The following is a 25,786-nucleotide window of genomic DNA, read 5'->3' on the forward strand; positions in this document are numbered from 1 at the left end:
TGCTGCCTGGATTGTCACAACTCTTCCGGTGTGATCACTTTCATCGTCGCCACCGCCGGGCGCCAATCTTGAAGCACCTTGCAGACTTCGGCTCTGGTCGGCGCGCCGGTGCGACCGCCGAAGACCTGGCACTTGAGCGCCGCCGCCATAGACGACAGGCGCATCGTCTCTTCGATCGGCATGCCTTCCGCGATAGCCAACACGAAAGCGCCATGGAAGATATCCCCGGCTGCAAGCGTATCGACCGCTCTCACCTTTGGAGCGGCAAGATGGCAGACTTCGCCGGTTGCGTCATCGAACCAGAAGCAGCCATTTTCGCCAGCCGTGACGCTGATGAAGGCATGCTCGAACTTTTGCTTCAGCAGGCCGACGACTGTCACCGGGTCGGCCGTTCCCGCAAGCCGCTCAGCGGCTGGTTGCGAGAACACGATATGGCTCGCCGCCGGCGCAAGCATCTCGACCACGCCATCGCCGGCAACGTCGCCATCGAGAATGGCCGGCTTGCCCGCCTCTCTCGCTGCCAACAGCGTCCGCAGCGCAAGCTTCGGCCAGCGGACGTCGACCAGCACTGCGTCGAAGGAGGAAATGTCCTGTTTTGTGACCGGCTTGACCGTCTCGTGCAGGCCAGCATCGTAGAAAGGCACGATCAAGCGTTCGCCCTGATCATCGACAAGGATCGTCGAGACGGCCGAGCGGGCGCCTGCCACACGCACCATACCGCTCGTGTCTATGCCGCTCTCGCCGAGGTCGGCAATGATGCGGTCGCCGGTGGCGTCATCGCCGACCGCGCCCCAAAGGCTGGCATGGCCGCCAAGCCGGGCAACGGCAAAGGCGGCGCTCGATGCCATGCCCTCGGCAATCTGCAGCATATCATAGGGCAGAAATTTGCCCTGGCCGGTCGGTAACGAGCGCACACGAAACAACGTATCCATAACCGCCGCGCCGACGCACAAAACGCGGCGCGCCTGACCGGGAGGCGGGTCGAAGGCAGAAGTCGTCAAAACCGTCGTCTCACCCGCTCACTTGACGGCTCCGGCCGTCAGGCCTGCCACGATCTGCCGTTGCGCAAACACCGTCAAGATCAGCACCGGCAAGGTGACGATCAATGCGGCTGCCGCGAGCGGACCCCAACTGACCTGTTCGAACGAGAGCATGTTGTAGACCGCGACCGGAAGCGTGCGCGTCTCGCGACTGGCGAGCACGATGCCGAAGACGAAATTGTTCCAGGAAAAAATGACCGACAGGATGAAGGCGACGACGATGCCCGGCCTTGCGATCGGCAAGGCGACCAGACGGAAAACCTGCCAGGGTGTCGCGCCGTCGATGCTTGCAGCCTCTTCCAGCTCCATCGGGGTCGTCTCGAAATAGCCGATCATGATCCACACGACGATCGGCACGGTGACCACGAGATGGATGATGATCTGCGGCAAGAGCGTGCCGAGCAGGTTCAGCCATTGGAACAGCAGGAAGAGCGGGATCAGGAAGGAAAGGCCCGGTGTCATGCGCGCGATCATGATGACCATCGCGGACTTCTCCGCCTTCAGCCGGGCGATGCCATATCCGGCGGGCACGCCGATCAGCAGCGCCAGAAGCGTGGCCGCACCCGTCACCAGCACCGAATTCCAGAGATAGAGGAAGAAATTGTTCTCCTCGAAGACTTTCAGATAGTTCGACCAGGCCAAGCGCTCCGGGATGAAGATCGGCGGATAGGCGCCGTTGTCGATTTCATACTTCAGCGACAGCGAGATCATCCAGAGGAAGAACAGGACGACCGGCGAGATCATCACCAGGGCGACGAACAGCAGTCCGATGCGATCGAGCGTCTTGCGCTTCATCAGCGTGCCTCCCCGTCGGACCAGTTCACGCGCTGCCTGAGCATCATAAGGACGAAAGAAAGCAGGACGATGAGGATGAAGAAGACAACCGCCATGGCCGAGCCATAGCCGATATCGTAATAGGCGAAAGCGGTGTTGTAGAGATAGATGTTGATCGTTTCCGACGCCGTGCCGGGGCCGCCTTGGGTCATGGCATAGATGATGTCGAAACTTTTCACTGCATCGATGCTGCGGATGATCACGGCGATCATCAGGAAAGGCGCGATCATCGGCAGCGTCAGATAACGGAATTTCTGCCAGACATTGGCGCCATCGATCTCCGCACTTTCATAAGGTTCGCGCGGAACCGCCGCCAGGCCGCCAAGCACGATCAGCATGATAAGCGGCGTCCATTGCCAGGTCTCGACCAGCACCAGCGACGGGATGACGCTGCTCTGATTGTAGATCCACTCCTGGGGACCGATGCCGATGAGGGAGAGGAGATAGTTGAGAACGCCGAGCTGCGGATGGAACATCATCGTCCAGACGAGTGCGATGGCGACGGGTGTGGCCATCATCGGCATCACGAATATGCCGCGGATGAGACCGCGCAGCGGAAATTGAGCATCGAAGATCAGCGCGGCGAGCGTTCCCAGAAAAAGGGGAACCACTACGGAGAGCGTCGTATAGAGCACCGTATGCCACAGCGACTCCCAAAAGCGCACGTCGCCGGCGAGGCGCACATAATTGTCCCACCCCGCAAAGACCTGCGCTTGGCCGAGCGTCCAGCTGTTGACGCTCATCCACACGGTAAACACCCATGGAAAGACGATCACGGCCGATATGACGATGAGCGCCGGGATGACGAAGGGCCAGTAGTTGGGAGCAAACCGATCCGGTTTGCTCCTTCCTTTCGACGCCTTGGCCGCTGTGGCCGTTTCGATGCTTGCCGAGGCCATTATCCCTCGCTTTTCGCCAGGACGGGTTCGAACTGTGCCGTCGCTGCCTTCAGTTCGGTTTCGGGATCAGCGCCGCCGATCATGTTGGTGAGACCGACGCCATAGATGTCGCGGAACTCGGTGACCGGAATGATGACCGGCAGCGCGAGCTGCGAGATCTTGCCCGAACCGACGACGGCATCAAGCCACGCGCCCGGCATCTTGACGCCTTCGCGAACCTTCGCATCCTCGAGGACGGACTGCCGGAAAGGAACGCCGGCGCCGGCCTGCAGCAGACGGGCGCCCATTTCATGCGAAATCGCCCATTGGCAGAAGAGGTAGGCTGCTTCCTTTTTCTGGCTTGCTGCGACGACGCCAAGGCCGTCGCCGAAGGTGCCTGCGGCCTGTGCCTTCGGGCCTTTCGGCATGATGCCGTAACCGACCTGGCCGACGACGCGCGACTTTTCCGGATTTTCGATCGGCGGTGCAAAACCGACGCCATCAAGCCACATGCCGATCTTGCCCTGCAGGAAGGCCGACTGCGCCTCCGCCCAGTTGAAGCCGGAGACGCCGGGAGGGGCGGTTTTGGTCATCAGTCTCTGGTAAAGCTTGGCCGCATCGATCGCTTCCGGCGATGTCGTGCGCAGCTTGCCGTCAGGGCCGAGCGGGCTCGAACCATAGCCGAGCAGCAGCGACGTCCAGACCGGCGTATTGGCGTTCTTCAGGCCGCGGGCGACGAAGCCGTAGGTGTTGGTCGAAGCGTCGGTCAGTGCCTCCGCAGCACTTGCCAGCTCTTCGAAGCTCGAGGGGTAAGCAAGCCCCTTCTTCTCGAACAGCGCCTTGTTCCAGTAGATGATCCAGTAATCGACTGAAAAGGGAAGAGAGCGCAGAACACCTCCGGCGTCCTTGGCGAAGGCGAGGCCGGCTTCGGCGAAATCGCCCTCCGTCAGGGACGGGTCGGTCAGCGAAGGGTCCTTGAGGAAACCGCTGATATCGGCAAGCCAGCCGCCCTTTTCGAACTGCCGCTTCTGGACATGGTAGCTCATATGCACGACGTCGAAACTCGGCTTGCCGGAGCTCAGCTCGATCGTCGTCTTCTGGCGCTGCTGCTGTTCGGGCGTCGCTTCGGCATTGACCTTGATGCCGGTGAGCGCCTCGAACTCGGACAGGTACTTCAGCAGTATTTCGCTGCGCGGGCTCTTGACCAGGTTGACTTCGAGCGTCGTGCCGGCAAAACGCTTCCAGTCGACGGCGGCCGATGCGAGCCGCATGCCGAGCATGCTGCTCGCCCCAAAAGCGGCTGTGCCCGCCAGAAAGCCGCGTCTCGTCGGATTCAAAAACGATGACATGTGATTCCTCCTCCTTATTGCCGGCGATCTCCTCACCCCCGGCTGTTTATTTCCGATTATATCCTGAGCGCACGATCTCTTGCATGATTGATGTGTGCGACAAGGCTGTTGACGGCGTCCTCCGCCGATCGTCGTTCGATCGCCTCGAGCACTTTCAGGTGCTCGCCCATGACAGGTCCGACGTGACCTTCGATGCGAAAACGATCCTGACTGATCAGGCGCATCTTGATCGAGTTCACCCGATAGGCGTTCGAAATGATGGAATTTCCCAGGGCATCGATAAAGGCGTCGTGCATACCCCAATCGACGGCCTGCGCGTGCACTTCCAATTCGTGCGATGTATCGCCGCTTCGAATGGCATCGGCGATATCCCGATGCTGCTTCAAAAGCCCGGCGATCGTCTCGTCAGACGCAGAGCGGGTGAAAAGCGCGACGGCCTCCTTCTCCAGGAACACGCGCAGCTGGAAGGCCTCGCGAATGAGGTTGAGGTCGATATGAGCAATCTGCAAACCCCGCTGGGGGACCGTCTTGATCAGCCCTTCGGCTTCGAGCCTCGGGATGAGCTCACGGATGGCGCCGAGCGTCAGTCCCGTCAGCTCGACGAGACGGCGCTGGGAGACGAACTGGCCGGGACGCACGTCACGCGCAAGAAGATGGCGCGTGAAGCTCGCATACGCCTTTTCCCGCAGCGTTGGCTGCTCGTCCGTTTCGTCCATCGCCTCTTCCCGAAACATGTCTGACCTATGCCGCTTTCGACTGGAAAAGACGATCGAAAGCAAGAGCGAGCTGCGCCTGCCCTTCGGCGGATATTGAAGCGAGCGGCGGGCGCACCGCAAGCCAGATCTCTTCGGACGCCACGTGCGCCATCATGGCTTTCACGGCCGGGACAACAGGATATTTGAGCAGCTCGGCCACAAAACCCTCGATGCGGGGATCGTCCTTGCCTTCTTCGGCCATCAGCTTGACGTCGCGGGGCACAAAATTCGCCATGCCGGAGATCGCCCCCTGGCCGCCGATCCGCACGCCCCTGGCAAGATGCCGTTCATCGCCCACCAGGATAATGAGATCGCCATGCGCCTTGAGCAGGCTTTCGGTATACGGCCAGTCGCCGGAAGAATCCTTGACGCCTGTCACGATATTGGGGAAGGCGGTCCGCAGCCGTCCGATCAGCGACACGGTCAGCGGGACCATGGTGAGCGAGGGAAGATTGTAGACGATGATGTCCCGCGCCTTGTCTCCCAGAATGGCGAAGACGGCCGAAAACCACTGGAAGACACCGTCGTCGCTGACATTCTTGAAATAGGACGGCGGGGCAAGAAGAATATTACGAACGCCCTGGGAAAGAGCATGATCTGCCTGGATCGCCGCATCCTCGGCGGCATCGACCAGCACACCGACGATGATGTTTTTTGCCGCGATCCCCGCATCGAGGAAAGACGCGAGGACGCGGTCACGTTCCCGGCTTCCGATGGAGGAGCCTTCACCCGTCGTTCCGAACAGGGTTACGCTGGAACATCCTGCAGCGAGGCTTCGCCTTGCCTGCACGATCATCGCATCGATCGCAATATCGCCATTGCTGTCAAACGGCGTGGCAAGGGCGACTGACAGGCCGAATTTCTGGGTCAAATATGCTTCCTCCCGATTGTTGAGATTAGATGTAGCAGACTGACATGTTAGCTGTAAAGAGGTGATTGCAGACTCCTCGTTACGCGCGCCACGTCACTTTTCGCAGAGCCGCCGGCCGCCGGAATATGGCTGATAGGTACAGTCGGAAGGCCGGAAGGAGCGGTAACTGCGCGAGCAGGCGGTGATGTTACAGGACTGCGGTGCGCCTTGACCATCGCTTGCCGCTTCTGTCGATCGCACGCCATTCAGCGGAGGTTCGGCCGTCGCCTGGCGCATGAAATCCCGCCAAATATGCGCTGGCAGGGCGCCGCCCGTCACCCCCTTCATCGGCGCGTCATCATCATTGCCAACCCAGACACCGACGACAAGCGCTTCCGTGAAGCCAACGAACCAGGCGTCACGATTGTTCTGGCTCGTGCCGGTCTTGCCGGCCGCAAACGTGCCGGGGTCCGCTCCACGCCCAGTACCGCGCTCGACCACCAACTGCAGGAGGCCGAGGAGATCGGACTGGTAGGGCGAAAGATCGACGTTCGGATTTGATTGTGAGCCAACTCGAAATGTCTTGGGCTGCCCTGCCGCTTGAAAGTCGATGATGCCCCAGGGCTTGACAGGTGCCCTACCGAGTTGGACGGACGCATAGGCGCTGGTGAGGTTAAGCAGATTTACTTCGGATGTCCCAAGCGCCAAAGACGGCGTGTTGGCGAGTGGTGCATCGATGCCGAGTTCACGCGCTGCGGCAATCACATTGTCTAAACCAACCTCTTCGGCAAGCGCGACTGAAGCGGCATTGAGCGATCGCGCGAACGCCTCGGCAAGCGTTACCCAACCGCGATAGTTGCCGCCGGAATTTTCTGGCGACCAGCCATCGATGTCAATTGGCGCGTCCAGAACCTGGTCAGACAAGGTGAACCCGGCCTTCAATGCTGCGTAATAGACGAATAGCTTGAAGGTGGAACCCGGCTGGCGCATCGCTGTGACGGCGCGGTTGAACTGGCTTGCCTTGTAGTCGCGCCCGCCAACCATCGCGACGACCGCGCCATCGGGCGTCATCGCAACCAACGCGGCCTGCGATGCTCCGACTGCCTTCCCTTCACCGTCCAAGGCTCCTTTCACGACCCTTTCGGCGATTTGCTGCAATTGCGGCACCATCGTGGTTCGCACCGACGTCGAACCTGGCGAGGAGCCGGCGATTTCGCTCGCTTGCGGCGAAATCCAGTCCGCAAACCAGCTTCCCGAGCGCGGCGTCGGCGTCGTTGGATGCAGCTTGGCAAAGCTCGCCTTGGCCTCCGCCGCCTCTGGCGCGGTGATTTTTTCATTGGTCGCCATCGCATCGAGAACGACCATGCTACGCTGCCGGGCGCCTTCGAAATTGTCGATGGGATTCCATTGACTTGGAGCCCGCAGCAACCCCGCCAGCATCGCCGATTCCGGCAAGTTAAGGGCGTCGATATCCTTGTTGAAATAGATCCGCGCGGCGGCAGGCATGCCTGTCGCGCCAGCGCCAAGATAGACGCTGTTGAGATAGCGCGTCAGGATTTCCCGCTTGCCGAGCTTCCACTCCAGCCAGACTGCGATCACAACCTCCTGTATCTTTCGCTTTATCGTTCGATCGCTGTCCAGATATTGCAGCTTGATGAGTTGCTGGGTGATGGTGCTGCCCCCCTCCACCACCGAGCCAGCCTCCAAATTCCGGAGAAACGCCCTCCCGATCCCTCTCGGATCGACGCCGAAATGGTCCATGAACCGGCGGTCCTCAATCGAAAGGACGGCATCGATCAGATGGGACGGGAACTGGTCGTATTGCGTATATGGCCCTTGATAAGGTCCCTGCCTTACGAGCGGCGCACCGTCAGCGGTTTCCAGCACAACAATCGGCTTCAACGTTCCGTCACGAATCTCGCTCCAGGGCACGTCTTTTAGTGCCCACACCAGCACGCTGCCTATGAGGAGGCACACAAGCAAGGCCCAGCCCATAGCGAATTTCCACCAGTTCGCCGGAAGCCATCGGCGCCGGCGACTTTCGCGCGGCTTGCTATGCCAATGGCGAATGCCGCGCCCGGCTTTGATCGGAGCAGTCGTCATCCATTTGGTGAGAGCCGATGTGCTTCCCAGCCGCATCGACCTCGTCAGCCTCGTTATCAAAAACAAAGCCATCGACTTGATCTTCGCCAGCACAGGACTTGCCTGCAAATCGTGACGCAGCGCACCTAACAGATTGCTCGCGGCCTGGCGAGTTTGGACGAAGGGTCGGTGAGGGAGTTGCGGACTGTCGGCCTGGGTGGTTCTCGGCGAATCCGAGGCGGTCACTTGCGTTGCCGAAACTGCTTGCTGATTGCCACCCGTGCTCGATTTGCCAACGCTTTCGCCTGAGGATTCGGGAGGATTGGGCATCGGTTACCGCCAAAAGGCCAAAGTGGCGTGAACTTTATAGCCGAGCGATGCTGCGTGTTCTACCGCAAAAGGCCCCAATCGCTCCGAGGCGTTTTGGCCGGAATAAGCCCCTGATCGAACAGCCGCCGTAGACTTTCAATGCGGCACTTCGTCCACAGCCGACCTGCTTCTGCCTCAGGCTTACGACCATCACTTGTCTATTTTTTTCAATGCGCTAAATTACAAGAATTAGTTGCATCGGTTTGTCCCCGCTCGATTGGGGCGGATGCTGCAGAAGCGATACCTTCGGATGCCAACATGATCTGGAACCATCGCATCACACGCATTGTTGTCGGCCTGCTGCTGCTGGCACTGGTGACACTCGTTTCATTGCCGACGATTACCGGCTTTACGAGCCTTGATGGCACGGTCAATGCGCGGTTTGCGGTCGTTAATGCCCCAATCGATGGCACAATTGCGGAAGAATCCCTCAAGGTCGGCAGCCCGGTCAAAGCGGGACAATCCCTCGCAGAAATCAGAAATACGCGCGTCAATCGCGCAATCCTCGCGTCGCTCGAGGCAGATCACAACACGGCGCTCGACCGCGTCGCGGCACTGAAAAAGGAACGGGAGGAACTCTCCGCGCTTCGCGAGGAATTGTCTACCAGATTGGAAGTCTACAAGCAGACCACCATTGCCAATCTCGAACGCGAAGTCGAAATCCTGCGGAAGAAAGTCGAAGTGTCGCAAGCTCAGGATCTGGTCGCCCAGGTCGACTTGAGCCGCCGGATGCAGCTCGAGTCAAAAGGCATTCTCACGCAGAAGCTGGTTGAGGCCGCGCGTGCCGCGGGCGCTGCGACCGGCGGCGAGGTCGAAATCAGCAACCTGACTGTCGATCAATTGCAACAAAGGCTCAATGCGGTCCGCCAGGGTATCTTTGTCTTCGGCGACGGGCAGAATGACGTGCCTTATTCGCGACAGCGCGAAGACGAGGTAGTCGTTCGCATCAACGACTTGAACTCGCGCATAGCGGAAAATGAAACACGAGCCACCGAAGTTCAAAAGCAGCTGGTCAAAGAGGCAAATCGCGTCAGCAGCCTTGAATCCGCAACCGCGATAGCGCCCTTTGACGGCGTTGTTTGGGCGAGGAGTATCGTCAGCGGTTCGAACGTTGTGCTGAATGACGAGTTGATGCGCCTCCTCGACTGTCGAGAGCTGTTTGTGGATATCCTTGTTCCCGAGGTCAATTATGACGAGATCTATCCGGGACTTGTCGCGCAGGTGCGTTTGTTCGGCCGTAGCGATGTCTTCAAGGGCACGGTCATTTCTGTCAGAGGCAGTTCGGCTTCGGTCGAGACCGATTCCTTTGCCGCCACTTTGCCGCCGTCGACTCAGCGCAATGCCCGCATTCGGGTTCGCCTTGATCCATCCTTCATGAACGACGACTTTGCGAACTCCTGCCAAGTGGGGCGCACAGTGCAGGTAAGGTTTTCCAAGCACGGCATCGACGTGTCCAACTGGGTCAAAAGCCTGTGGTTCAGTATCTTGTAGCGCTGGTTCCGACCTTTCTCGTTTTGGCCTTCTTTTGCCTGGGGCCGTTCAATTGGTCGCGCCGTCACACCTGGACACGGGCGGTGACCTGCGCGTTTGTCGCTGCAGTCGCATTGCGATACATGTTCTGGCGCTTGACGGAGACAGTGCTTCCCTATCCCAACAACGGTGCGAGTTTCTACTGGGTTTGGATCCTCTTCGTCGTCGAGATTCTGGCGTGCGTCGAAGTCATCCTTTTTCTGGTATTGATGAGCCGCTACGTCGACCGGAGCGCGGAAGCGGACAGGCTGGCTCGTGGTTTCTTTGCGCGCGACAAGCGTGAGCTGCCGACTGTCGATGTTTTCATTCCAACCTATAACGAGCCACTCGACGTGCTCGAGCGAACCATCATCGGCGCCCGCTCGCTGGATTATCCTCCCGACAAATTGAATGTGTACGTGCTTGACGATCAACGCCGGGACTGGCTGAAGGCCTATTGCGAAGAAAAGAACGTCATCCACGTCATGCGCGGCGACAACAACCACGCCAAAGCGGGCAATATGAACAATGGGCTGAAGGTCAGCTCGGGCGAGTTTATTGCGGTCTTCGACGCCGATTTTGTTCCCTATCGACATTTCCTTCGCCGAACGCTGCCCTTCTTTTGCGACGAAAGCATCGGCATCGTCCAGACGCCTCAACATTTCTTCAACGCCGATCCGGTGCAATCAAACCTCGGCCTGGAGAATATCTGGCCGGACGAGCAGCGTTTGTTCTTCGACGAGATCGCGCCCAGCAGAGACGCCTGGGACGTCAGTTTCTGCTGCGGGTCATGCTCGATTGCCCGCCGCAAGTCCATTGACGCAATAGGAGGATTCCCGACGGAGTCGATCACAGAAGACCTGCTGACAACTCTTTCAATGCTCAACAAAGGCTACAAAACGCGCTACCTGAACGAGCGGCTGTCGATGGGATTGGCTGCCGAAAACCTAACCGGTTATTTTGTGCAGCGCGAACGGTGGTGTCAGGGAGGTATTCAAACCCTTTACCTGCATAATGGCCCGCTGCGTGGCCCCGGATTGACGCTCTTTCAACGGATCATGTTCCTGCCGGCGTCCTGGCTGGTGCAGTATCTGGTCCGCTTCATGATATTGCTCGTCCCCATCGTCTATCTCTGGTTCGGCCTGCTCCCCCTCTATTTCACTGACATAGCCGATTATGTGTCTCATCAGGTGCCGCTGCTGGCAGCGTATTTTCTGCTTATGCTATGGATCACGCCGACGCGCTATCTGCCTGTGATATCAAGCGCCGTCGGGACCTTTGCGACATTCCGCATGTTGCCTACCGTGGTCTCCAGTCTCGTGAGACCATTTGGCAAGCCGTTCAGGGTGACGCCGAAGGGCAGTGGCAACGAGTCGAACCAGTTCGACCGCTACAGCTTCGCCTGGATCGCAAGCATCATCATGATCACCGTCCTTGGTCTGCTGGTCAACATCGTCCCGGAAACGGCGCATGTACAAGGCCAGTTTTCGCCGGTCGCGGCCTGGTGGTCAGGTATCAATATCGTCGTGCTGCTCATCGCATCGCTCATCTGCTTTGAGAAACCCCGACGCTTGTTTCATGCCTTCAAACTCGATGAACCCGCGATCGTAGACGATGTCCCTGGCCAAATCGTAAGTTTGGCCTTGGACAAGGCGGTCGTTGCGGTCCCCACCATGTCCCGATTTCAATCCAAATCCGTCGTGCTTAAACTGCCCGGCTTTGCTCCGTTCAAATCTGAGCTCAGACTGGTCACCCAACGACGCAGGAGCATAAGTCGCGGCGGTGACAAGCAATCTTACTACCTCCACCTGTATTTCGAACTCATTGGCTCTGCTCGCGACAGCATGATCGTGAAGCTCTACACTGGTCAATATTCGCAGGACATTCGCGACATCGATAAAGTCGCGGTCTCTCTTAATCTTCTTCTGCGTTCGTTCGGGCGAACGCGCACGTTGTAGTCGACGGTCAACCTCGGATCGTCCGGCCGGCGTCCTCTCGAGCGTTGCCGCAACAGAGCCGGATTATTCCATCGAAGGGGCGCCAACCAAACCCGCCCTCAGCGGCGGGTTTTTCTTTGCCTTGTTGCCGCTTTGTCAGCGTTGCGGATCATTGTCGTAGCCGCAACTTCCTTACGATCAACCGGCATGTCGCCGCACTCCACTGTTTGCCCGCACCAGCGCCATCAGCATCGGGCCGATAGCAAATTCGCCCCTCTCGGTTCTTCGGGTCAGATCGCGGAGATAACCGCCAGGCGAGTTGATATGCCCTCCCCTTTCCAGGATGCAGGCGATCACGGTTGCGGCATTTTCCGGCCCCATGCCCGAGCAGGCTTCCTCATAGGCCGAGGGGCTGACGCCGAGCATCGAGCGCACGATGACGGCAGCCGACATCAGATCCCGCCAGTTGCCGATCGTTCCACCCGGCCCGTAGTCGAGAATTTGAGGGCAGGCCTGGAGGACGAGGCCAAGCGGGAAGGATTTCAGGCTATGCCCGGCCCCTGGATCTGCCGTGTCTTTCGCCTTGTTGCCCATCCCGCCGGAAGGCTTCGGTTGTTTCAATCTTCGCTCGTCCGGCGCTTCGGCGTTCGGCTCATTATCGGCCACCGCCCTTTCGCCCTGCTTCGTGTCGAAGCGTGGTTCAAGTTCATAAATAGAGTCGGGATTTGAATTCTGTTTGTGACGCTCAATCTGAGACTCATTGGCGCCTATATTTTGTGTTTTTATTCGTCTTTCCAATGCGTTGATGATCTCATCGCGCAGTAGTCCCATCTCGTCGAGCAGCGGCGCCAGTGCTTCGGCCGTCGCAACGCGCGGAATTCGGGCAAGGAGCGTGCGGAACATCGCCGAAATTCCCTCCCAGTCACCGGAGACCTCCTCTTCGATGGCTGTCGCGATCAGCTTGGAGATATCGCGCCGGCACACCGTCAGGCGTTCCCTGGTCACCCTGAGCAATTCCCGGTCGGCGACCGCCTGGGCGGCCAGGTTTTCGATTTCAACCGCACGCGCGAGCAGCGGCGCGACGCTGAAGCCGAAGGCCTCACCGACGGCACCTGCTTTGTCGCGGCGCGCATAGCGCTTTCCATTCGGACTGTCCTTGCGCAGGATCAGGCCGGCCTCGACCAGGACGGCAAGATGCCGCCTGAGGGTGGCTGCCGTCATGCCGCGGGCACGCAGCGAAAGCTGCGCATTCGACGGGAAGACGATCAGGCCCTTTTCTTCGGAAATCTCGTCGTCAGGGTAGAAAGTCAGAAGCGCATCGAGCACCGTCAGCGCCCGATCGGTCACGCCGAGCGCCGGCCGCGCCTCGCAGATTGCCCTGAACAGCTTCCACTTGCTGCGCTTCATTCCCGGCTCGATGGTCTCGGCCAGTTGCTGGCTTGCCAGCATGCCAAGCGACATCGGCCGCCGCCCAAAGGGCGTCGTCACATATCCACTCTCCATTTGCCTTCACCTTCGTTCAGGCAAAAGAAAACCATCCACCAATTTGGTGCCTAAGACGCTTGACTGTGATTCGTGGAAATGCGATTCTCGATGTGCTTAAGATCTGAGAAGGGCTTCCACGACGGCGTCGTTGGGGGCCTTTTTCTTTTGCGCGTTACGCTCCTCTGTCCTTGTTGAATTCCTGGAACAGGCCCTTCAGCCTTTCCTGGACGAATTGATCGAAACCGGGTGCGGTCTTGCCGTCGAAGACGAAGGTTGCACCGGATGCTGTCTTTTTGATCACCACCGGCACGCCGCTGACTAGGGTTTTGGCGATCGCCGGCTTCGGCGCTGCCGTCCTCTTCGTTGCCAGAACGAGTGCCCGATGAAACCGCTCGTCGCTTGAGATTTTGCGAGCGTCGTCCGCGGACAACTCCGCGATGATCTTCTCGATGTCGGCGCCTTCCAGCCGCTCGCCCAGCTCCAACCAGCGTCGACGGCCGATATCGGGGGCCGCGCCGATGGCGTTGACGAGCGCCAGGGGGACCTGCCGGATGACGATCAGCATTCTCGACAGCGCCGCCTTATCGACGCCGAGAGCCGCCATGATGACATCGCGGCCAAAGCTGCGTTCCTCCAGCCGCGATGCGAAGAGCGCACGCTCGATATAGGAGAGATTGGTTCGAGCGCTGTTTTCCTGACCCTGGCTGACGACCAACTGACCGTCAGTAAGATCGCGGACGACCGCGCGCACCCTGATGCCGATTTCTCGGGCGGCAGCCAGGCGACGATGGCCGTAGGCAACCTGATAGCGTCCCCTAGTTTCGGGATGCGGACGAACAAGGATCGGAACCTGCTGCCCATGCTCGCGGATCTGCTCGACAAGCTGGGCGAGTTCGGCCGCATCGATCGCCAACCGATCGCTAACGAAGGAAGCGTCGATCAGGCCGGGATCGAGCTCGACGATGGTCTGGCCGGCGGCAAGCTGCCGTTCCAGTTCACTCGCCCGCTCCATTTTCTCGGTAATGTTGCCGAGCGTCTTGGTGATGCCGCCGACCGGCACCGCACTGCGCTCCTGCGGCACGAATCCGGCGATCGGACGATTGTCGCGCGGCGCGACTGCCTCCACCCTTGCCGGGTTCGGAGCGGAGATTTCGATGAGGTTCTTGCGCGCCATCTCCTATTTCCTTCCCCAGGTCGAGCGAATATGCGCTTCGATCTCGCCATTCACGAGGTTGAGGGACTCCAGAGCCCGGTCATAGGTTCCGCGTGTGAACTGCGACCGCTCGACCTCGTAGAGAGTCTGCTTGGTGACGCCGGCGTCGGCGACCGCCGTCGACTTCACCATGGCATTGTGAAGCATTCGATTGCCGAAGATCGCCCGCATGAAGCCGGTCATCTGACTTTGCGGCCCGTCGTTCGGCTCGAAACGGGTCACGAGATAGCGCATCCAGTCATAGCTGGTGCGACCACCCGCCTTTTCCACGACCGACATCAGCTCACTCGTCATCGTCAGGAACTGCGACATCGACATGACATCCAGCATCTGCGGGTGAACCGTGATCAGGACCGAGGTTGCCGCGCAGAGCGCCGACATCGTCAGGAATCCCAACTGTGGCGGGCAGTCGATGACGACGATGTCGTAAAGGCTTTCGATCTCCGTCAGGACCTCGCCGATGCGGGCAAAGAACATCGTCTCCGCCGTTCCCGAGGCCATCGCCTTCGGTGTCTCGTGCTCGAATTCCATCAGCTCGAGATTGCCCGGAATCAGATGCAGATTGGGCGTGTAGGTGGCGCGCACGATGTCGGCGATCGGACGCGGCTCCTCATATCGGATCGCGCCATATATGGTTTCGCCCTCTCCGACGTCGAACTCCGGCTGATGGCCGAACAAGGCGGACAAGGAAGCCTGCGGATCGAGGTCGACGGCGAGCACGCGGTAGCCCCTGAGCGCCATGAACTGCGCCAGGTGGGCCGCCGTGGTGGTCTTGCCCGAGCCGCCCTTGAAATTCATGACGGAGACGATCTGGAGCTTTTCGCCCGGCCTGCGGGCCGGCACATATTTCGGCGTGCCGTTTCGCTCGTCGAGGACCCGGCGAATCCGATCCATATCCAGGGCACTGTAAAGCCGCCGTCCGTTTGCGAGCGGATCGGGGCCATGGCCATCGGCAGCCACCTGGCGGAGATAGCCTTCGCCAATGCCGATGAAGGCCGCAGCTTCCGCCGGCGAAAATGTTCTGATGGTCTTTTGCGACAGCGGGGGGAAGATTTTTGCCTGATGCTGCTGAAGTTGATAGGATAACTCCTTCGCATCTGTTGCCAGAAGCGACGGGAGATGCTCTTGATCGTCCTGAAGAGCAAGACTCGGCTGCATGATCTTTTTCCCACGTAACTGCGCAATTTTGAACGAAAGCGCTTCAGTTGCGCAGTTACTATATGCCTCGATTCGTTACCAATTTACAAATGCTTAACCAAGCTGCTCATTTCACCCATCGAGACGGCTGGCCAGGTCAGGCAGGTTTCGGGCGGCTGGCGCCATGGCGACGGCTCGAAACGGCTGACAACCCTGGCGGCTTTCAAACCGACCGGGAAGTTTAGGCATTAGCCTTATAAATCTAATTTATTCAATACCTTGGATGCTACCTGGCTATCTCCCGTCGTCCTTGAGGTAGTTGTTGCCGTTGATCACCAGAAGCCCGTCGGATGCTTTGTCCGGTTCGAATATGCTCATGCTTTCCGTCCTGCCGTCGGCGTCGGTCAAGTCGAGGCGATAGCCGGAAAGCTTATAGCGGCCGCTTGCGCCCGGCCGGTTTCCGGATGTGGTGACGCCCGATCGGGATCCGCCGATTTCGTTCATCATCGAGGCGCCGGACCAGCCCGTGCGTTCGAAGGTGCCGTTTCGACGAAGCGTCAGCGTATGGCTGGAGGCCACCGATCCCGATGAGGTCGCAGTCATGCCGCTCGAGGCAAAGGTGGAAACCCATTCGCCGTCGAGCGTCGTGCCCTCATCAAATGGCGGCACGGCGCGATAATCCGCGTCTGAAATCACCAGGTCCTCACCCTTTTTCGAGAATGGTTTCGTCTCGATTTCGATCGTGCCGTAGGCTGAGGTGACGCTGCGCATTTCGATCGACCCGGCCGAGGAGAAGAAGCCGCCGCCGGCAAGCTTGTAGAGACCGCAATCAGTCGGGGTCTCCTTGCAATGTTCGCCAATGCTCCGGCCGCCCTTCGGCAGCTCCGTGCTGAACCGGCCCTCCCGGTCGAACATGCTGATCGTGCTGTCCGAGTAGAAATCCATGCCGCCGAAGACATTCGGCCGGATGCCGGTATCGAGATGGGTGAAGACGCCGTCCAGCCCGCCATCGCCGCTCGCCGGAACAAGGTCGAAATCCCTGTCGGAAGGATCGAGCTTCACCGAGCGCACGAGGGCCGCGAAATCAGCCTCCGCCCCTTTGCTTCTGTCGCCGGTTACATTCAGCAGCACGAGCTGCAGATAGGCCTGCCGCTTGTCGCCGGCGATGCCGACCACGATCTGGTTGATGCTGACATTGTTCTGATGGACGCAGCAGCGTTCTTCCACGCGGATGTCGTGGCCGTTCACCGTCACCCCGTAATGTTTGATCAGGATATCTTCCTTCGCCATGTCGGGCAGCGTGGCGACGAAGGTCTTCATCCCGGCCTGCAGGGAATTGCGCGCGGCCGGGAGCGGCTTGGTGATCTGGATCAGAGCACTGCCGCGCTTGTCGTCATCCGTTTCAGGAAAATCCTTCTGCAGCATGAAGAGATTGCCTTTGGCGGCCTTCCTCCAGCCGGAAGCGGCGTCGGGCAGGGTCACCGTCAAACCGCCGATATCGGCGGGCGCGGCAAATGCCGGAAGGCAGGACAGGAGGCAGGCAAGAACGACAATGAAGCCCAAACCTGACCTGGCCCGCCCTATCCGATCGACATACGCATTGCCCATGTGCCCCTCCCCTCGTGCTTCGAAGACCGCCGACGAGATTTGGAGCCGGGGGAGGCCATTTCAACCCTGAGCTTCATGAAGGTTTCTTGAACGCTTCGACCCACATCATATTCGTGAGCCTAAGAAGAAGTGGGCGCTATCAGGAGAAACAGGGCGATAACGGCCGACATTGCCGCTCAATAGCGGCAGTTGCTCTATCGCAGCTCAGCGCCGATCAAAAATCGGAAAGCACGCCAACCGCCGAGGGGCCACCACGGTGCTGCTGCGGTAGGCCAACCGCAGTTTCCCTCGACGAGTTTTGGTTTGGCTCGTCGAGAGAAATTTGTTTCGCCTAGAAGCGACGGGGTTCTTCGGGTTTGTTGCCGGCGATCACGTCGATCCGGTCCAGCACGTCAGACGTCATCTTTTGCCTGTGTGAGAGGGCCGCGAGATTGTCCTGCAGCTGGCTGGCGCGCGATGCGCCAAGAATGACGGTCGAGACGTTCCGGTTGGCGAGGCACCACAAAAGGGCGAGATGCGTGATCGATATTCCGATCTCGTCCGCGAGCTTTGCGAGCTCGCCGACTTGTCGGAGCTGGGCGCGGCCGGCATCGCTGGACCATTTTTCCTTCAGCCATTCGTAGCCAGGCAGGTTCATACGACTGTCGGCGGGCACACCGTCATTGTATTTGCCGGTAAGGACGCCCGAGGCGAGCGGCGACCAGATCGTGGTGCCAAGCCCGATCAGCTCGTAGAGCGGGAGGTAGTCCGACTCGACCTTCTGGCGCTCGAAGATGTTGTATTGCGGCTGCTCCATCGTCGGCGGAGTGATGCGCAAGTCCCGAGCGACGGCATAGGCTTCAGTCAATTGTTGCGCCGACCATTCCGACGTACCCCAGTAGAGCACTTTGCCCTGGGCGACGAGATCGTGCATCGCCCGGACTGTTTCCTCGATGGGCGTGTCGATATCCGGGCGATGACAGAAGTAGAGGTCGAGATAGTCGACCTGAAGCCGCTTGAGCGCGGCATGGCAGGCGTCGGTCACATGCTTGCGCGACAGGCCGCGCTGTGTCGGTTTCTGCCCTCCCCAGAAGACCTTGCTGGAGACGACGAAGCTGTCACGGCTCCAGCCAAGCGATCTGAGCGCCTCGCCCATGACGATTTCGGACTTGCCGCTTTCGTATCCCTCGGCATTGTCGAAGAAGTTCACCCCGTTGTCATAGGCAAGCTTCATGAGATCGACGGCGTCGCCTCCATTTACCTGCTTGCCGAAAGTGACCCATGAACCGAAAGAGAACTCGCTCACTTTCAGACCCGACTTTCCCAAACGTCGATATTCCATCATGCAGCTCCCGCAAGTTATGAACATGTGCCGGCCTGTCACCGGCGTCGGCGTCGCACGATTGATCGACTGCCAATTCGCGTAATCTATGGCATGAGCAACGATATGCGAGGCTTAGCTATCGGTTCGCATCGCCTCTTTTGTGACGAGACGACCGATCCAGTGAAACGATCCGCGTTGGCCTGCCCGGACTGAAGCACGGGTGCGGTGGAACCGCCGCCACGGTTCTAGCCTGCGTTCCAGCCTCCGGCAAGAGAAAGGGCGCTCCGCGACTTATGTCGGAGCGCCCGTAGCGTGCGGTCGACGACGTTTGCGGCGGAGGTCGACGGCAGCAACGCAAGATGAAGAGATTCGGAACGGATAGGCAACATATGATTAGAATAGGGGGCTTTGTCGGCCGCCGATCGATCGTGTCATCCACTGGATATCCACAGCTTATCCACAGGAACGGCGACCGCGACCGCAGCAACTTCAATGACATTCGCCTGGCAGCAAATCACACCTCACAAATGCTTATGTGACTGGTGAACGACACTGCCCTTTTGTTTGCCGGCTTAGATACAAACCAAGGCCTGGTTCGGATAGATTTGGTTCTCTTCCCGACCGTCGCGGCGGACGCCGGGAGGAGGTGGGCGGTGGGCAACATGAGGGTCCACCGCCTTCTTTTAAGCGCCCCCTGGGGTCGGCCATCTCACACGTCGAGTTTGACAATTCCCTTGGCCGCCAGGGCCTCGACCGATACCCGACCTGCACGCAACGGAATGCGTCGTGGATATGAACCGGGTGCCGCCGCGCGATCAAATGATCGACTCGCTAGTCCGCCATCGCTTGGTAGAGCCAGTCGGAGAGCTTCTCGGTCGCCACGCGCGCGCCGGCGCCAGGAAGCAGCGCGCCGGCGGTCAATTCGACGCCGAAATACGAGGCGGATGGGTCTGTCACCACCTGCCGCTCGTCCTCATTCGCGGCGAGATAGATCCGGGCGATTTCATCGATACCGAATTGATCCGGACCGCCGATTTCAACAATATCGTTCAACGGCGCTCCGACTGACAATTCCGCCAGCAATGCGGCGACGTCACCGGCCGCCACCGGCCTCATGAACGCCGGAGACAATCGGAAAACATCACCATCAGCACCGGTGTCGATCAATCCGCTGATGAACTCGTAGAACTGTGTGGAACGGAGAAGCGTAAAGGGTCGATTTGAAGCCCTGATGAGATTTTCCTGCACCATTTTCGCGCGGAAATAGTCGCTTTCGACCAGACTTGGCGTGCCGACGACCGAAAGTGCAAGATAGTGCCTGACACCGGCCTCGGCCGCTGCGGCAAGCAAATTCCTGGTCGAAGCCCTGAAAAAATCCAGCGCCGCACTGTCGCCGAAAGATGCGGCGTTGGTAACGTCAACGATGACTTCAGTTCCCACCAAGGCCGCTTCAAGGCCTTTCCCGCTGACCGTGTCGACGCCGAGCGACAACGACGCGGCGCTGACTTGGTGGCCGGACTGGCGCATGATTTCACTGAGGCGTGTTCCGACAACACCGGTTGCTCCCGCTACCGTGATTTTCATCTCAGCATCCTTTGTTGCATTGCACCGCGCGAATGGCGACGAGATCGCGGATAGGGATTGTCTTCAACGTCTCGGGATCGACCGGACCGACAATGACTGGAAAGCCGGGCGCTCTCCATCGTCCGTGGGGTCCGGTCGCCTTAGCCGTACGTCTAGCGAAACCACCCCAAGGTTTAGCATGCCCCACCAGAAGGCAGGACAGGTCTCCAATTGCTCGTTCGCGACGAACACCGATTCCGGGCACGGCGGCTACATCCCCGCGCAATGCATGGGTTTCCATGAGTTGCGGTTGTAATGGGGCGGGGTTACGGTCTGAGCATGCGCTCGCCAGCCCCGAAATCGAGAAGAACGACAATACGAAACGCCGACGATCCCGTGGCTTTGTCTGTCCGGCAGGAGCAACTGATAATGAGCGTCTGGTCGCACCGCCCTCAATTCCTGCACCTGGGCCTTTTCATCGTGGCCTATGTGCTGGCCTGCGGATTCGCCCAGTCGCTCGCAATCGTCCCTGGAACCGGAATTTCCATCTGGCCGGCGAGTGGCCTTTTCATTGCGACACTTGTAGCCGCCTCTCCCTACAGCTGGCCGTGGTGGGTGGTGGGGGGCTGCCTGGCCGAACTGTTCAGCAATTTGCTGTGGTTCCACAGTCCGCTGCCTGCGGCTTTTCTGATCTACATCGGGAACGCCCTGGAAGCGGTTGCCGGGGCATGGCTCGTCAACCGAATCTTGAAGCGGCCAGTTCGGCTGGAAACCTTGCAGGAAGTTTTCGCGTTCGTCGTACTGGGCGCCGGGATTGCGCCCATCGCAAGCGCGACCGTGGGAAGTGCGACCCTGGCGTGGTTTGGCATACAATCGCAATCCTTCGCAACGGCTTGGCCTCTTTGGTGGATCGGAGACGCCACCGGCGTCCTGATCGTGGCGCCGCTGGCGCTGGTCGTATTTCACAGCTGGCGCGGCAAGACCCGGCTCTCAGCCGCGCAATGGGTGGAAGCTTTCGTCCTGGGGCTGATCTTTCTCGGCGTTGCGGCTCTTTCGCTGAGCGGCTACCTCCCCTTCGCATACATTATCATGCCGCCTCTTCTTTGGGCCGCCGTTCGCTTCGAATTCAAAGGCGCCGCCGTATCCTTGGTCCTCCTCGCCTTGATCACGGCATTGTTCACGATAACAGGCACCAGCCAGTTTGCCGGCGATCCCGAGGCCCAGAAGCACAAGCAGGTCATGCTGCAGCTTTTTCTGGCCATCTCGGCATTTTCGGCGCTCATTGTGGCCGCCATATCCCGGCAACACCAGTTGGCAGTGCTCACATTGCGCCAAAGCCTGGATACGCTCCGCGACCGGGAGCGGGAACTCTCGCAGCTCGTGGATATGGTTCCGAGCCACGTCTGGCGTCTGACCCCCGACGGCGAGCCGACCTTCTTCAACCAACGGATGGTCGATTTTCTCGGTCTCGATGTTGCTGATTTCGACAAACCCGGCATGAGCCGGCTGGAGTCCGTCCTGGACGCCACCGTTCACCCGGAGGATGCGGCGGGTTTCGGAGATGCCCTTCGCCATTGCCTCGCTACCGGCGCGAGCTTCGCCATGCGGTATCGCCTGCGCCGCTCCGACGGCCTCTATCGCTGGATGTCGAGCCGCGCGGAACCGATGAGGGATCAATCAGGGCGCATTGTCCAATGGTACGGCCTGTGTCACGACATCGACGATCAGGTTCATGCCGAAGAGGCTGTGCGGCGGAGCCAACAACAGCTTCAGCAGATCATAGACGCCGTGCCGGTTCGCATCTGGAGTGTGGAGCCCACGGGAGGATCGTTCTATTTCAACAAGCGGTATCAGGATCATTTCCGCTCCGTTATTGCCAATTTCGACGCTCTCGGTGAACCGCGCATCGACGATCTGCTGCAACAGCTGATTCATCCAGAAGACGCACCCGACATCCAGCGTACGCTCAGGAACTGCTTCGAAACCGGCTCCGGCTCCGCGATGCGATTTCGCTGGCGCGAACAGGATGATGTCTATCGCTGGGCGGAATGCCGGGTCGAGCCCCGCCGCGATGACGACGGAACGGTCGTGCAATGGTATGGCGTTTCTCTCGATATCGACGACGAGGTGCGTGCGCTGGAGGCGTTACGTGAACGTGAGCGCGAGCTCTCGCAGCTCGTCGACATGGTCCCGGTACAGATCAGGCGCTTGACGCCGGAAGGCGAGCCGGTCTTCTTCAACAAACGTCTGATCGACTTTTTCGGTCTCGACGTGGGCGATATGGACAGGCCTGGCATGAGCCGCCTCGCGTCAGTCATTCACACCCTCGTCCACCCCGATGACGCATCGAGGTTGCTGGAGACGGTTCATCGTTCCCTCGCCAGCGGCGATCCCTTCTCGATAAAATACCGCATGCGCCGCGTCGACGGTGCCTATCGCTGGGTCGACGGCCGCGCCGAACCGCTGCGGGACCAAAGCGGCGCAATCATGCAATGGTACGTGATCTCAGTCGACATTGACGATGAGATGCGTGCACAGGAAGCGCTGCGCGACCGGGAGCGGGAGCTTTCGCAACTGGTGGATATGGTTCCCAGCCTGCTCTGGCGGCTCAATTCGGACGGCACTCCGACCTTCTTCAACCAGCGCCTAATCGATTTTCTCGGTCTCGACATCGCCGATATGGAAAAGCCCGGCGTCAGTCGGCTGGCAGCCCTCATCGAAGCCGCCGTCCATCCCGACGATGCCGCCAGCCTCGCCGAAGCGCTCAACCACTCCCTCGTCACCGGCGAGGGCTTCTCAAAACAGTATCGCCTGCGGCGCGCCGATGGCGTCTATCGCTGGGTGAAGGGCAGCGCCGAGCCGCTGCGGGACGAAAACGGGCGGATCGTCCAATGGTACGGTCTCTCGCATGACATCGATGATCAGCTGCGCGTTGAAGAAGCGCTGCGAGAGAGTGAACGCTCGCTCTGGCAGATCGTCGAGACGCTGCCGGCCATGATCGATTGCGCCGCTCCGGATGGAGAGCCGGTCTATCGCAATCCTCAGCTTCGCGACTTTCTCGGATACAAGCTCGAAGAGCTGGACGGAACGGGAAAGTCCCGGCTGGCCGGCACACTCGACGCCGGTGTTCATCCCGACGAGGTGGCCGGAGTCAAGGAAAAGTATGCTCATTCGCTCGCCACCGGCGAGCCCTATGCACGCAGGCATCGCCTACGGCGGTTCGATGGTGAATATCGTTGGGTCGAGACACGCGCGGCGCCGATGCGCAACGCTGAAGGCGAGATCATTCAGTGGAATGTCATATGCCTCGATATCGACGGTGAGGTACGAGCGCAAGACGAGCTGCGCCTGGCGCAAGAGGGCCTTGCCCGGGCGAGCCAGGCGGCGAGCCTCGCCGAGCTTTCGGCTTCGATCGCGCATGAGGTGAACCAGCCGCTGGCGGCCGTCGTGGCGAATTCGCATGCCTGCCAGCGCTGGCTCACGGCTGAGCCGCCGAATATGGAGCGGGCGCAAAAGACGGTCGAGCGCATCATCCGGGACGCCAACTCGGCGGCCGAGGTCGTCAGCCGCATTCGCGCCTTATTCAAACAGTCCGCGGACAGGAGGATCCAAACGACGATCTCCGGCATCATCGACGAGGCGCGCAGCCTGATGACCGACGAGGCCTGGCGACGTCGTGTTCGCATCGGTGTCGACGTTGACGGCAATCTTCCGCTCATTGCAATCGATCGCATCCAGATCCAGCAAGTCCTGATCAATCTCATCCGCAACGGCATGGAAGCGATGGACGCCGTTGCAGACGACAGGATGATCGAGATCCGCGCGCGCCATATGGGGAATGCCGTCCAGACCGAGATTAGCGATCGCGGCCAGGGTATCGAGTTTCCCGAGAAAATGTTCGAGCCGTTCTTCACGACCAAGGAAAACGGCATGGGCATGGGGCTGGCGATCTGCCGTTCGATCGTCGAGCTTCATGGTGGACGATTGTGGGCCGAGAAGAACAATCCGCACGGAGCGACGTTGATCTTTACCTTGCCCATAGAAACGAAGGCGGCGTCATGACAGCCGATGACCATATTGTCTTCATCGTGGATGACGATGGACGTATTCGGGAAGCGCTCGGCGAGTTGCTGGAGTCGCACGGCATGCGCGCCATCGCCTTCGAATCGGCCTGCGAATACGTGAAAGCGGACAAGCCCGACCTGCCCGCCTGCCTTATTCTCGATATCGAACTGCCTGACATCAACGGCCTCGACCTGCAGAGACAGATCGCTGACAGGGACCATCCGCCGATCGTCTTCATCACAGGACATGGCGACATTCCCTCCTCCGTGCGTGCGATCAAGCATGGTGCGGTGGACTTCCTGACCAAACCCTTCAGCGATGCGGACCTCATGGCGGCAGTCCACGCGGCGATCGCCGAGGATCGGACAAAGAGATCGGAACGCGCCGAACTCGACATGCTCAAACGACACTACCTCGACCTGACGCCGCGAGAGCGCGAGGTGCTGCCGCTCGTCGTCAGCGGTCTTCTCAACAAGCAGGCGGCAGCCGAATTGGGGATCAGCGAAGTCACGCTGCAGATCCATAGAAGAAATGTGATGCAGAAAATGGCGGCGGCGTCGCTCGCCGATCTCGTCCGGATCGCGGAGAGATTGGAAATACCGATAACCCACTCGCGCCGAGTGGGAGGGAATTGAACATGAACAAGACAAGACACGTCGTGGCAATTGTCGATGACGATCCAAGGTTGCTTGAATCGATGGGCGACCTTCTGGAATCCGCGGGTTATGTGGCCCGCAGCTTTTCGTCGGCGGGCTCGTTGCTCATCAACGGGCTGTCGGACCTCGACCTGCTCATCACCGATATCGGAATGCCTGGCATCGACGGCTTCGAACTTCGCGATTTGGTGCGGAAGTCGCGCCCGGAGCTGCCGGTATTCCTGATCACGGGCCGCCACGAGATAGCAGATCAGGGCCGCGCTCAAGGCGTGGGCGGATTTTTCCGCAAGCCCTTTGATGCCCAGGCGCTGCTGGCAGCCATAGCCAGCGCTTTGCATAAATCGACAGATGGAGGGTGACATGCGAGTTGACCAGCCGTTGCTGCGGAGATCGGCGCCGTTATCGTTGCAGGGCAGATGTGAAGAGACAGAGCCACTCGTCATCATCGTCGATGACGACGCGTCCGTTCGTGAGGCGCTGTCGGAGCTCATCCTGTCGGCGGGTTTCCGGTCGACCAGTTTTGCCTCGACCCGCGAATTGCTTGACGCCGATATATTGGATAGCCCCGGTTGCCTGATCCTCGATGTGCGCATGCCTGGAGCAAGCGGCCTCCACCTGCAGCGTCATCTGGCCGAAAACGGCATTGCCAAGCCGATCATCTTCGTGACCGGCCATGGCGACATCCCGATGACCGTTCAGGCGATGAAGGCCGGCGCTGTCGATTTTCTCACCAAACCCGTGCGGGACCAGACGCTGCTCGACGCCATTACGGCTGCCATTGCGACGGATGCCGAGCGGCGAGCGGAAGCCGCGATCGCCGAGCGCAATATCAAGCGCCTGGAGACCCTGACGCAGCGCGAGCGCGAGGTTCTGCATGAAGTGGCACGCGGCCGCCTCAACAAGCAGATCGCCTTCGATCTCGGCATCAGCGAAGTGACGGTCAAGCTGCATCGCAGCAATGTCATGCACAAGATGGAGGCTGCCTCCATCGGCGAATTGATCCGGGCCTGGGAAACTCTGCCCGCACAAATGCGCCAGGCAGGCGCGCGCTAGCGCAATTCCAGACGCAACACTGCTGCACAGTTTTGCTGGAATTGCTCCAGCTTTAGCAGCACGCCTCCAAAAACTCGGGATGCCGGCCTCGAAGATTACA

General features: G+C 59.7%; 19 protein-coding genes. 6 read left to right on the plus strand and 13 right to left on the minus strand.

The genetic code is table 11. From position 1 onward, the window contains the following. Positions 1 to 14 precede the first annotated feature (14 nt). From FHX10_RS29470 to FHX10_RS29500, 7 genes are all read right to left on the minus strand, one after another. Positions 15 to 1,001, minus strand: a complete 987-nt coding sequence (locus tag FHX10_RS29470) for a sugar kinase (protein WP_047619043.1) — start codon at positions 999 to 1,001, stop codon at positions 15 to 17. Positions 1,002 to 1,019: 18 nt separating this feature from the next. Next, positions 1,020 to 1,835 carry a carbohydrate ABC transporter permease gene (locus FHX10_RS29475; protein WP_027664817.1) on the minus strand — a complete coding sequence of 272 codons (816 nt, stop codon included), beginning with the start codon at positions 1,833 to 1,835 and terminating at the stop codon, positions 1,020 to 1,022. Continuing rightward, complete coding sequence (locus tag FHX10_RS29480; protein WP_047619046.1) at positions 1,835 to 2,773, minus strand: carbohydrate ABC transporter permease; 939 nt, start codon at positions 2,771 to 2,773, stop codon at positions 1,835 to 1,837. The genes FHX10_RS29475 and FHX10_RS29480 overlap by 1 nt, the downstream gene beginning before the upstream one ends. Continuing rightward, complete coding sequence (locus tag FHX10_RS29485; RefSeq protein ID WP_063473716.1) at positions 2,773 to 4,101, minus strand: ABC transporter substrate-binding protein; 1,329 nt, start codon at positions 4,099 to 4,101, stop codon at positions 2,773 to 2,775. Before FHX10_RS29485 ends, FHX10_RS29480 begins: the two co-directional genes overlap by 1 nt. 56 nt (positions 4,102 to 4,157) lie before the next feature. Next, positions 4,158 to 4,835 carry a GntR family transcriptional regulator gene (locus FHX10_RS29490; RefSeq protein ID WP_174824481.1) on the minus strand — a complete coding sequence of 226 codons (678 nt, stop codon included), beginning with the start codon at positions 4,833 to 4,835 and terminating at the stop codon, positions 4,158 to 4,160. A 7-nt stretch (positions 4,836 to 4,842) separates the two neighbouring features. After that, complete coding sequence (locus FHX10_RS29495; RefSeq protein WP_063473717.1) at positions 4,843 to 5,727, minus strand: dihydrodipicolinate synthase family protein; 885 nt, start codon at positions 5,725 to 5,727, stop codon at positions 4,843 to 4,845. A 93-nt stretch (positions 5,728 to 5,820) separates the two neighbouring features. After that, positions 5,821 to 8,118, minus strand: coding sequence for a PBP1A family penicillin-binding protein (locus FHX10_RS29500; protein ID WP_063473718.1), 2,298 nt, complete (start codon positions 8,116 to 8,118; stop codon positions 5,821 to 5,823). Positions 8,119 to 8,415: 297 nt separating this feature from the next. On the opposite strand from FHX10_RS29500, the gene FHX10_RS29505 reads away from it, so the two are divergent. Both FHX10_RS29505 and FHX10_RS29510 read left to right on the plus strand, forming a co-directional pair. Then, positions 8,416 to 9,648, plus strand: a complete 1,233-nt coding sequence (locus tag FHX10_RS29505) for an HlyD family secretion protein (protein WP_047619055.1) — start codon at positions 8,416 to 8,418, stop codon at positions 9,646 to 9,648. Next, positions 9,630 to 11,624: a glycosyltransferase gene (locus FHX10_RS29510; RefSeq protein ID WP_047619057.1), complete on the plus strand. Its 1,995-nt coding sequence runs from the start codon at positions 9,630 to 9,632 to the stop codon at positions 11,622 to 11,624. Before FHX10_RS29505 ends, FHX10_RS29510 begins: the two co-directional genes overlap by 19 nt. Before the next feature lie 177 nt (positions 11,625 to 11,801). Here the strand turns inward: FHX10_RS29510 and repC are convergent, their stop codons facing one another. The 6 genes from repC to FHX10_RS29540 all read right to left on the minus strand — a co-directional run bounded on the left by repC (position 11,802) and on the right by FHX10_RS29540 (position 19,933). Then, positions 11,802 to 13,106 carry a plasmid replication protein RepC gene (gene repC / locus FHX10_RS29515; protein WP_063473719.1) on the minus strand — a complete coding sequence of 435 codons (1,305 nt, stop codon included), beginning with the start codon at positions 13,104 to 13,106 and terminating at the stop codon, positions 11,802 to 11,804. Positions 13,107 to 13,260: 154 nt separating this feature from the next. Further along, positions 13,261 to 14,262 (minus strand): plasmid partitioning protein RepB, encoded by a 1,002-nt coding sequence (gene repB / locus FHX10_RS29520; protein ID WP_063473720.1) that lies wholly within the window; start codon positions 14,260 to 14,262, stop codon positions 13,261 to 13,263. A gap of 3 nt (positions 14,263 to 14,265) precedes the next feature. Further along, positions 14,266 to 15,459 carry a plasmid partitioning protein RepA gene (gene repA, locus FHX10_RS29525; protein ID WP_047619065.1) on the minus strand — a complete coding sequence of 398 codons (1,194 nt, stop codon included), beginning with the start codon at positions 15,457 to 15,459 and terminating at the stop codon, positions 14,266 to 14,268. Between the two features lie 273 nt (positions 15,460 to 15,732). Continuing rightward, on the minus strand, positions 15,733 to 17,046 hold the full coding sequence (locus FHX10_RS29530) for a hypothetical protein (RefSeq protein WP_063473721.1): 1,314 nt from the start codon (positions 17,044 to 17,046) through the stop codon (positions 15,733 to 15,735). A gap of 331 nt (positions 17,047 to 17,377) precedes the next feature. Beyond that, positions 17,378 to 18,367, minus strand: a complete 990-nt coding sequence (locus tag FHX10_RS29535; RefSeq protein WP_063473722.1) for a potassium channel beta subunit family protein — start codon at positions 18,365 to 18,367, stop codon at positions 17,378 to 17,380. Positions 18,368 to 19,180: 813 nt separating this feature from the next. Then, the gene (locus FHX10_RS29540) at positions 19,181 to 19,933 is read right to left on the minus strand and encodes an SDR family oxidoreductase (protein WP_063473723.1); all 753 of its coding nucleotides are present in this window, start codon (positions 19,931 to 19,933) and stop codon (positions 19,181 to 19,183) included. A gap of 405 nt (positions 19,934 to 20,338) precedes the next feature. Between FHX10_RS29540 and FHX10_RS29545 the strand changes: the two genes are divergently transcribed. From FHX10_RS29545 to FHX10_RS29560, 4 genes are read left to right on the plus strand one after another with little or no spacing between them, the layout of a single operon-like run. Beyond that, positions 20,339 to 23,974 carry a PAS domain-containing protein gene (locus tag FHX10_RS29545; protein WP_063473765.1) on the plus strand — a complete coding sequence of 1,212 codons (3,636 nt, stop codon included), beginning with the start codon at positions 20,339 to 20,341 and terminating at the stop codon, positions 23,972 to 23,974. Continuing rightward, positions 23,971 to 24,612 (plus strand): response regulator transcription factor, encoded by a 642-nt coding sequence (locus tag FHX10_RS29550; RefSeq protein WP_063473724.1) that lies wholly within the window; start codon positions 23,971 to 23,973, stop codon positions 24,610 to 24,612. Before FHX10_RS29545 ends, FHX10_RS29550 begins: the two co-directional genes overlap by 4 nt. Positions 24,613 to 24,614: 2 nt before the next feature. After that, positions 24,615 to 24,992: a response regulator gene (locus FHX10_RS29555; protein WP_063473725.1), complete on the plus strand. Its 378-nt coding sequence runs from the start codon at positions 24,615 to 24,617 to the stop codon at positions 24,990 to 24,992. 1 nt (position 24,993) lies between these two features. After that, positions 24,994 to 25,686 carry a response regulator transcription factor gene (locus FHX10_RS29560; protein WP_063473726.1) on the plus strand — a complete coding sequence of 231 codons (693 nt, stop codon included), beginning with the start codon at positions 24,994 to 24,996 and terminating at the stop codon, positions 25,684 to 25,686. Positions 25,687 to 25,786: the final 100 nt, after the last annotated feature.

This window comes from Rhizobium sp. BK591 (assembly GCF_014195045.1).
GTDB lineage: Bacteria > Pseudomonadota > Alphaproteobacteria > Rhizobiales > Rhizobiaceae > Rhizobium > Rhizobium anhuiense.